This is a genomic window from Rectinema subterraneum (genome assembly GCA_009768935.1).
In the GTDB taxonomy this organism is placed as follows: Bacteria; Spirochaetota; Spirochaetia; order Treponematales; family Rectinemataceae; genus Rectinema; species Rectinema subterraneum.
The window spans coordinates 1-8,720 of the sequence record WESA01000065.1 but is presented as its reverse complement, the minus strand read 5'-3'; the positions used below and the strand labels follow the sequence as shown (position 1 = coordinate 8,720).

The 8,720-nt window shown below is 53.4% G+C and carries 9 protein-coding genes; 8 read left to right on the top strand and 1 reads right to left on the bottom strand.

Annotation, left to right across the window (positions count from 1 at the left end; translation table 11 throughout):
- Window positions 1-186: 186 nt before the first annotated feature.
- Entirely contained in the window at window positions 187-1,002 is an 816-nt protein-coding gene (locus tag GAP13_RS11900) for a hypothetical protein (RefSeq protein WP_158908529.1), read from the top strand.
- Window positions 1,003-1,018: 16 nt separating this feature from the next.
- On the opposite strand, the gene GAP13_RS11895 is transcribed toward GAP13_RS11900, so the two are convergent.
- Window positions 1,019-1,999, bottom strand: a complete 981-nt coding sequence (locus GAP13_RS11895) for a LysO family transporter (RefSeq protein WP_158908528.1) — start codon at window positions 1,997-1,999, stop codon at window positions 1,019-1,021.
- A gap of 58 nt (window positions 2,000-2,057) precedes the next feature.
- Here GAP13_RS11895 and GAP13_RS11890 point away from each other — a divergent pair, with 58 nt between their 5' ends.
- From GAP13_RS11890 to GAP13_RS11860, 7 genes are all read left to right on the top strand, one after another.
- Window positions 2,058-2,957 carry an iron-sulfur cluster-binding protein gene (locus tag GAP13_RS11890; protein ID WP_158908527.1) on the top strand — a complete coding sequence of 300 codons (900 nt, stop codon included), beginning with the start codon at window positions 2,058-2,060 and terminating at the stop codon, window positions 2,955-2,957.
- Entirely contained in the window at window positions 2,954-3,967 is a 1,014-nt protein-coding gene (locus GAP13_RS11885) for a dihydroorotate dehydrogenase (protein ID WP_158908526.1), read from the top strand. Before GAP13_RS11890 ends, GAP13_RS11885 begins: the two co-directional genes overlap by 4 nt.
- A 103-nt stretch (window positions 3,968-4,070) precedes the next feature.
- Entirely contained in the window at window positions 4,071-4,862 is a 792-nt protein-coding gene (gene pstB, locus GAP13_RS11880) for a phosphate ABC transporter ATP-binding protein PstB (protein ID WP_222126215.1), read from the top strand.
- A 15-nt stretch (window positions 4,863-4,877) separates the two neighbouring features.
- Window positions 4,878-5,534 carry a phosphate signaling complex protein PhoU gene (gene phoU, locus GAP13_RS11875; RefSeq protein WP_158908525.1) on the top strand — a complete coding sequence of 219 codons (657 nt, stop codon included), beginning with the start codon at window positions 4,878-4,880 and terminating at the stop codon, window positions 5,532-5,534.
- Window positions 5,535-5,626: 92 nt separating this feature from the next.
- Complete coding sequence (locus tag GAP13_RS11870) at window positions 5,627-6,316, top strand: response regulator transcription factor (RefSeq protein WP_158908524.1); 690 nt, start codon at window positions 5,627-5,629, stop codon at window positions 6,314-6,316.
- Window positions 6,313-7,656: a sensor histidine kinase gene (locus GAP13_RS11865; RefSeq protein WP_158908523.1), complete on the top strand. Its 1,344-nt coding sequence runs from the start codon at window positions 6,313-6,315 to the stop codon at window positions 7,654-7,656. The genes GAP13_RS11870 and GAP13_RS11865 overlap by 4 nt, the downstream gene beginning before the upstream one ends.
- Before the next feature lie 63 nt (window positions 7,657-7,719).
- Window positions 7,720-8,720, top strand: a 1,001-nt coding sequence (locus GAP13_RS11860; RefSeq protein WP_158908522.1) for a hypothetical protein, incomplete at its 3' end; no start/stop codon positions are given.

Genomic DNA, 8,720 nt, shown 5'->3' with positions numbered 1-8,720 from the left:
GATGAAATAAACCAGCTATTTCACCTGATGTAAAGACTTATTGAGTTGGGCAATGTCAGGCTACTGCGGAATCATGGGTGCGTTCTTCTCAGTGCCCTCGTTTACACAAGGTTGAGAGCACTAATTGCGCTACCCTGCCCTATTCAGTACTATGCCATGCATGCATCATGCTGAAAGAGAGCCATTATGAATCAGGACAGAGTGCACGAAATTCTGGAAGCAATCGAGCCCGCACCAGCTCCGTTTACGCTTGTATTTTCAGGACGGACAAACAAAAAAGTAAACGGGCTCTACAAGCCCGCAAAAGCTGAGATTATCCTTCATAACCGAAATTTCGACTCCGACAACCAGCTCATCTATACTGCAATCCACGAATATGCTCATCACCTGATCTTTGTTCGCCATGGCGGGCTGCCTATGCCCCGTCCGCACACGCAGGAATTCTGGGCCCTGTTCCATGAGCTTCTCGAAAAAGCCGAACAGAAAGGTTTCTATACCAGCGTCTTCGATTCGGTTCCTGAATTTGCCTCCCTCACCATGGAAATAAAGAATCGGTGCCTGGCTGGCAATGGTTCGCTTCTGCTCGAGCTGGGCAGGCTCCTTGTTCAAGCAGAAGAGTTGTGTCGCATCCACAAAGCCCGATTTGAGGATTATGTCGAAAGAGTGCTCGGATTGCCAAAAAGAACCGCTTCCACTGCAATCCAGGCGCAAACGCTCAACCTTGATCCTTCGCTGGGGTGGGATGGTCTGGCTCTCGTCGCTTCGATTCGCGATCCTGAAGCGCGCTCGAAAGCCGCAGAAGCGCTTTCAAACGGAGCTACGCCCCTCATCGCAAAACGCGTTGCTATGCCACCACAGGACGATTCCGGGGACCCAGTAGAAACACTCCTCGCAGAACATAAAAAACTCGAGCGCTCCATTGCTTCGATGACAGAGCGCCTGCAGCGAATCGAGGACAAGCTGAGAACAATGGGAATTTCGGAAGACGAAATCTCTTCGTAGCTATTTCTTTATAAATTCATAATTTCATAAAAAGCGGCACAAGAACGGGTACGAGCGCCGACAAGAATGCTCCTGAAATAAAGCTCAAAGGGACAGCTTCCGGTCCAAGCGTCTGCTCGATCAAAGGAAGCGAGACATCCATCGAGGTAGCGCCTGCTACGCTGATCGCCATGGTCGGCACACGCGTCTGCCCGAGCACTGGTATCAGAATGAGGCCAAGACTCTCCCGTATCATGTTAGCGAGAAATGCCGAAGAACCAAGGACAGGGTCTCCTAGATTCGAAATTAGCACGCCGGAAAGGCTGTACCAACCGAACCCGCTCGCGAGCGCCAGCGCCTTGCCAACGCGCAGCGAAAAAAACGGTACAAGCAAGAGCCCCGCGGCCATGCTTCCAACCGCCGTCGCGAGCGGCAAGGCGACAACCGCCGGAGACCTGAGCATGCTCGCTAATGGCACCTGCGACTGGCGGAACTGCATGCCTATCAAAAACAGCAGCGCATTCAGCGTCCATTCAGTGATAAGGCCTGGGTCGAATGCCAGCCGAGGAAGCGCAATGCCCGCAATAAACCCCGCCACAACAACAGAAAGCAGAATTGCGGGTGGCTTAAGCCGCGCAAGCACAGAATAAGATGCACCAACAACAAACTCACTATCCGCGGGTCCTGATGAAGCGGCAGAGAAGCCATTCTCTTTTTGTGCTGCTGTGCCGATTTTTCTGACCGATCCCACTGCTGGCGCGAAATGGCTCACCAGAACAACCGCAATGCAGCTGCCGGCAATCGTGAACACTGCTGAAGCAAATCCCAAAAGCCCAATCGTGCCGATGGAATGGACAAGCTCAGGATTATTGCCAATCCGGAAGCCCATGCTGAAGAGCAAGAGCCAGAGTGCTGCAGTTATTGAAACTTCGACAACCCTTGGCTTTGGCGCAAGGCGAATAGATGCCGCCAAGGCACCACCAAACAAAAATGCGAGCAGAACAAGTATCTGTATCATCCGCAGCATAGTATCAAAATGCAGCACCTTTTGATAGAATCCCCTTCAGGTAGGAACCATGCGCCAATTCAACGCAACTGTTGCAATCAATCGCGCAATCGCGCCAGACTGGATGCACATGGCCTTCGAATGGCCATCTGACTTGCCAGCACCAAAACCGGGACAATTCTTTACCGCACTGCCGCCTGTGGTTGAACTAAGAGCGGGAACAATATTGCGACGCCCATTCGCCTTTGCAGGATTTGAGGAAGCACAGATAGAAAAAGACTCATCGATGCTATCTCGCCCAGCCTATGCCCATTCGATCTACCAGGTCCGCGGCCCAGGCACGAGAGCGCTCGCTTCGATGCAGCCAGGCAGTTCACTCGATATCATTGCACCGCTTGGAAATGCATTTCCGTATCCTGAGCGGGGAGAGCGAGCGATTATCGCAGGGGGCGGCATCGGCATTGGGCCAATGCTGTTTCTGGCTGAACAATTGGGCGCGGGCACGTATGCGAGCTCGGCAATCCTCGTGCTTGGCTTCCGAAGCGCTTTGCTCATTCCTTTTTCAGGCTCTTTTTCGGCCGCTGGCTTGCCCTCATGGAAAAAACTCCTGGAAAAGGCATTCTTTTCGACCGATGACGGATCCGCAGGCACTCCTGGAACCGTGCGGGATGCGCTCGAAGCGCTCTGGCTTCAGGCGAGCGATCTCAAAGGCAGTGGGACGAAAAACCTCGCCCAAAAGAAATGGCACCTCTATGGCTGCGGGCCTGGACCGATGCTGGCATCTCTTGCGCAATTCGCTGCGCAAAATCATATGCATGCGCACTTTTCTGCAGAACAGTGGATGGCGTGCGGCGTCGGCGCCTGTCATGGATGCGTGCTTCCTGCTGCCTCTGGCGGATTTTTGCGTGTATGCGCGGATGGACCTGTCTTCGATGCGCGCACAATAAACTGGGAGGCGAACGTGCAATGAAAAATCCAGAACAAGAGCAATCAAAGAAGAATGAAATTCTGGCTGGTCCACCGCCTAGTGTTCTCAACCTTGGGTACGATCTAAACCTGAGCGTGCGCATAGGTTCGCTTATCATGCCCAATCCGGTTGGGGTTGCATCCGGCACCTTCGGCTACGGCGAAGAATATGATGAGCTTGTGCACATCGATGCGCTGGGCGCACTCTACACAAAAGCAGTTACCCTGGAACCTCGAGAAGGCAATCCTCCCCCACGCCTTGTCGAAACACCGATGGGGCTCATCAATTCCATCGGCCTTGCCAACCCCGGCGTCGAGAAATTTCTAAGAGAGAAGCTCCCGTCCTTGAGAACGCGACTTTGTCCAATCATTGTCAATGTCGCGGGATCGACCGAGGACGACTATATACAAGTGATCGAGCGAATCGAAGCACATCTTGCATCGACCGACAGCGGCCGCCCTGGCATCGACGGCTACGAAATCAATGTCTCTTGTCCCAATGTGCAAAAAGGCGGCATGTCATTCGGCATAGACCCACGCCTTGTCGAGCGCCTGACACATTCGCTCAGACAGAAAACCTCGCGCCCCCTCATTATCAAGTTGAGCCCGAATGTCACGGATATCGCGGAGATTGCACGCGCAGCGGAGGCAGGCGGCGCGGATGCCATTTCATGCATCAATACCGTAGTCGGCATGGTCATCGATACCGAAAAAAAGAAACCGGCGATTGCGATGGGCACAGGGGGCCTATCCGGTCCTGCGATCCGCCCAATCGGGGTCGCAGCCACCTACAAAGTGGGCAAGGCAGTGCGCATTCCAGTCATTGGCCTTGGAGGAATCACCAATGCGAGCGATGCGATTCAATATTTGCTCGCAGGTGCGCTGGCTGTCCAGGTCGGAACGGCCCTGTTTTCAGATCCGCGCGCGCCGCTCAAGGTGCTTGATGGAATAATCGAATGGATGAAGCGCCATTCGGTACACAGCGTAAGCGACATCAGGTTCATGCTTCGCTGAGCGATGCAGCTTAGCATTTCCGCGCGCGCCAACAACTAAGGGCAATCTGTTCAATTAACCGATTTTTAACATTTTGTTCATATTGCGCTTATTTCCTGGAATTATGGTTACATCACGCATGCCAGAAGAAACAAAAAGCCCGGATTCATTCATAATCGAGACGAAAGACCTCAGCATCACCTATGGCGATGGCCACGAGGCTGTCAAGCATGTTTCGCTCGGTTTTCCGGAGCGCAACGTCACGGCCATCATCGGTCCCTCGGGCTGCGGCAAAAGCACGCTCCTTCGGGCTCTGAACCGCATGAACGAGCTCATCCCGAATACCCGAACCAGCGGCGAAGTCATTTACCGCGCACAGAACATCTATAATTCGTCCATCGATCCCGTCATCATCCGCAGGCAAATCGGCATGGTGTTCCAGAAACCGAATCCTTTCCCGAAAAGCGTGTACCAGAACATTGCCTGGGCTGCCAAGGTGCATGGTTATGCAGGCGATATGGACGACCTTGTCGAGATGAGCCTTCGAAAGGCCGCGCTCTGGGAAGAAGTAAAGGACAAACTGAAAAAAAACGCGCTTGCTCTTTCGGGTGGTCAGCAGCAGCGCTTGTGCATTGCACGGGCGATTGCTCTGCAGCCCGAAGTGATCCTGATGGATGAGCCCACCAGCGCGCTCGACCCTATCGCCTCCTCGTATATCGAAGATTTGATTTCAGAATTGCGGAAAGACTATACTATAGTTATCGTTACCCATAATATGCAGCAAGCGGGCCGTATCTCCGATTATACGGCATTCATGCTCATGGGTGATCTTGTCGAAGTGGGGCCGACGCGTAAGCTCTTTATCTCGCCATCAGATGAACGAACCGAGCGGTATCTTACTGGCCGTTTTGGATGAACCGGAGGAAAGCACATGCCGCGCGAAGCATTCGAGCGCTCGATAGAAGAAATCAACAAGCGCATCATCTCGATGGGCGCAGCCTCGGTCGAAGCGCTCCAGAAAGCGATGCACGCCTTTCGCGAGCGCGAGCTCGATGCTGCAAAAAAAATAAAAAAAGCAGATGCAGACATCGATGCCCAGCAGCTCCAGATCGAAGATCTTGTCGCTACGACAATGGCAACCCAGCAGCCGGTTGCAACGGACTTGCGCCTGCTGCTCTGTTCAATCAAAATGGCAGCAGAGCTCGAGCGCAGCGCCGATTACGCCGCTCATCTTGCAAAGGCGACAAAATTCTTTGCTGGCGAGCCACAATGGCGTCAAACCGAAATGATCGAACAGATGGTCCAGATTGGCGCAACCATGATAACCGGTACCGTGCAAGCCTTTATTTCTCGCTCTGCCCTACAGGCGCGACAGGTAGCCCTCATGGACGACCAGATCGACCATATTCACAAAAGCCTCATAAAAGAAATGGTGATGCTTTTGGGGTCTCGCCCTGAAGATGCTGAAAAAGTCGCCAAGTTCATTCAGGTTTCGGGATACCTTGAACGCCTTGGCGACCACATGACGAATGCATGCGAATCCATTATCTATATGGTAGAAGGTATCCATATGGAATTGAACCTCTGAGCGCGGCGCGAAGTGAGATGACGTGCCGAGGGCGCAGCGCCTTATAGTGCAATTTGGCCAGCGACATCTGCGGAAAAAAGGAAAGGCTTTGAATGGACACCATACTCCTTGTCGAGGATGATCGCGATATCGCGCAGATGATCTCCACAAGCCTTGGCCGGGCTGGGTACCGAGTGATTGTGATGCCCGATGCCGAGCATGCCCACGCATTTCTGAAAGACGGCGCGGTGTCGGCAATCCTGCTCGATCTCATGCTCCCTGGCATGGACGGCTTTGCGTTTATCCGCAAGCTCAAGAAGAATCCTGCACTCTCAGCCATTCCCGTCATCATTACCTCCGCAAAAGACGATGACACCGACGTGGTTGCCGGCCTTGAACTCGGGGCAGAGGACTACATTGTCAAACCATTCAGCCTTAAAGTGCTCGAGGCGAGGCTCAGAGCGGTGCTCCGCCGCAGCGATGCTTCATACATAAATGAAGGGACCTCACGACGCGTGCAGAAATCAGGAATTTTGCTGGACAGCGCCCGGCATGAAGTGCGCTGCCAGGATATACCCGTCGATTTGTCGGCTACCGAATTCGCTATCCTAGAGGTGCTGCTGAAAAACCCCGGGATGGTTTTTTCGAGAGATCGTATGATCAGCGAAATCCGCGGTGGCGATGTCGCAGTTACCGAGCGGTCCATCGATGTCCATATCCTTTCGATTCGCCGAAAGCTTGGCGAAAAAGGATCGCTTATCGAGACAGTGAGGGGAGTCGGTTACCGATTCCGGGATGAATGACAAATCTGGGAAGCTCCGTGCGCAAGCGCTCGGGAAGAATATTCGCGGTCAGCGCAATAGCGCTTGCTGTAGCCGCTTTGTTATGTTTTTTTATTGCAAAAAATTATAATCCGGCGGTCGGAGTTACGATTCTCGCTATTTTCGCGATTTTTCTTTTTGCGTTCACGTTCCGTTCGATTGTCTCCATGTATCAGATGCCGCTCGATGCCATTTCGCAGCAAGCTGACGAGATTGCCAAAAATCTGCAATCGCGGACACAGGAAGTCGCAGAGCTGACAACGAAGCTCCAATCTATATTCGATACAACCGAAGAAGCGATTGCTGTGATTCGAGCACCAAATGAGCTTCTTAGTGCAAATACATCAGCATATCGGCTTTTCGGTCTGTCGCCCGGCGCTGGTTATACAACAGAGTCATTCTTTTTCGGGAGCCCTGCAATCCTTGGCCTGATTGAGACCTGCTTGAAAGAAGGCAAGGCTTCGATCGAGCAATTCTCGATGCTAAAAGATAAAAACGAAATTATACTCAGCGCGCGTGCACAACGCTTTGCCGTCAGTCAGTCGGATGCCGCGGTCATTGTCATCAGCGACATAACTTCATCCAAACGCACCGAACTGACCAAAAAAAACTTTGTCGCGAATGTGTCGCATGAGCTTCGCACACCAGTCCAGATTGTGCGAGGCTATGCCGAAATGCTCAACACCGCGGATATTCCTGAGGAAAACAAAAGCTGGGCCGAGATAATACTGCATCAGTCTTTGCGGATGGAACGCATTGTGTCGGATCTACTCATGCTTGCCAAGCTCGAGCACGATCCTGCTTCCTGGATTGTCCGCGAGCGATTTCCCATAAAGCCAATCCTCGAAGAGGCTGCCCAGACTGTCAAGCTGCAATACCCGGAAATCAGCCGCATCTCTATCGACTGCCCGGATGAACTTGAAATTGAAGCAAGCCCCGGGCTTATCGAACAAGCTGCGTTCAATCTCATATCCAATGCAGCACAGCACTCCGGTTCGCATGACAAAATAATTGTGGGCGCAATGCAGGAAAATGAGGATTTTGTCTTGCGCGTAAGGGATTATGGAGCCGGGATTCCTCCAAAGGATCTAGCGCATATTTTCGAACGATTTTACCGCGCTGACAAATCGAGAAGCCAATCAAGCGGCAAGAGCGGATCGAGTGGCGGGTCGGGCCTCGGACTTGCAATCGTAAAGCATATTGCATTCGCTCATGGCGGTACGGTACATGCAGAGAGCTGGGCGGGAGAAGGAGCGCTATTCGAGTTCAGGATTCCTGCTAGGGGTTCCGAATACTGCTCTCAACCTTGTGTAAAAACTTGAAGCAAAGAGGGTAGATTTGCGCGAATACCTCTATGACCGCCACTGCGGTCAAGGAGGGTATTCGTGCACTGGTTTGCCTTTTGTCCCAATCCGAACTGTCCCTACCATTACGAGGCACCCGCCTCGTCCTGGGCCTATGCGATTGGCTGGTATGCTACCAAGGCTTTCGGGAAGGTGCGCCGGTTTCGTTGTACGCGCTGCGGAAAAAGCTTTTCCACCCAGACGTACTCGACGCACTACTATCTCAAGCGCATTGTCTCGTACCGGGATGTGCTCTATAGGCTGGTAGGCGGGGAGAGCCTACGGGGGATGAGTCGCGCGCTCGGGTGCTCGCTTTCGCTGCTTACGAATCGTATCGACCGACTGGCTCGCCAGGGTATTGCACTCCACGCCCGGATGCTGCGCGTTCGGCGAGGCAAGGAAGACATCTGTATCGACGGCTTTGTCTCCTTCGACTGCTCGCAGTACTTCCCGAGCGAAATCCCCATTGCGGTGGGACGGACAAGCGGCTTCGTGCTCGATGTCAGTCACTGCACACGAAAACGTTCAGGGAGCATGCGGCAGGACCAGAAGGCGAAGGCACAGGCGCTCTATTCGACGATTCGGCTCGAACGGGGTGGGATCGGCCGGTCATTCAGGGAGGTGCTGGCGACGAGCCTTGCTGTGCAGCCGCCACAGCCTCATAGGCCCTTCGTGCTGATCACCGATGAGAAGCCCGACTATGCGCGCCTCGTGCGGAAGCTTGCAGCCTACTGGGGTGAGGGAGAGGGGCGACTCGTGCACCTGAGGATTTCTTCACACTTGCCACGGACGATCCACAATCCACTCTTTTCTTCGAACTACACCGATCGCGAGCTCAGAAAGGACCTGGCGAACCACCATCGTGAGAGTGTCTGCTTCAACCGCAATGTCGCAAACGGCATGCTGCGCCTCTGGGCCTACCTTATGTGGCACAACTACTTAAAGCCCTACCGTATCCGCTGGCCGAAAGGCCGAAGACCCGCCACCCATGCCGAGGCGAGCGGCATCGATGCAACTGCGCTCGAGAACGTATATAGAAGCTT

What these genes read in the sequence shown, in the direction of transcription:
- GAP13_RS11900 (WP_158908529.1), top strand. Translation starts at nt 187, where the DNA reads ATGAATCAGGACAGAGTGCACGAAATTCTGGAAGCAATCGAGCCCGCA.
- GAP13_RS11895 (WP_158908528.1), bottom strand. Translation starts at nt 1,999, where the DNA reads ATGATACAGATACTTGTTCTGCTCGCATTTTTGTTTGGTGGTGCCTTG.
- GAP13_RS11890 (WP_158908527.1), top strand. Translation starts at nt 2,058, where the DNA reads ATGCGCCAATTCAACGCAACTGTTGCAATCAATCGCGCAATCGCGCCA.
- GAP13_RS11885 (WP_158908526.1), top strand. Translation starts at nt 2,954, where the DNA reads ATGAAAAATCCAGAACAAGAGCAATCAAAGAAGAATGAAATTCTGGCT.
- pstB (WP_222126215.1), top strand. Translation starts at nt 4,071, where the DNA reads ATGGTTACATCACGCATGCCAGAAGAAACAAAAAGCCCGGATTCATTC.
- phoU (WP_158908525.1), top strand. Translation starts at nt 4,878, where the DNA reads ATGCCGCGCGAAGCATTCGAGCGCTCGATAGAAGAAATCAACAAGCGC.
- GAP13_RS11870 (WP_158908524.1), top strand. Translation starts at nt 5,627, where the DNA reads ATGGACACCATACTCCTTGTCGAGGATGATCGCGATATCGCGCAGATG.
- GAP13_RS11865 (WP_158908523.1), top strand. Translation starts at nt 6,313, where the DNA reads ATGACAAATCTGGGAAGCTCCGTGCGCAAGCGCTCGGGAAGAATATTC.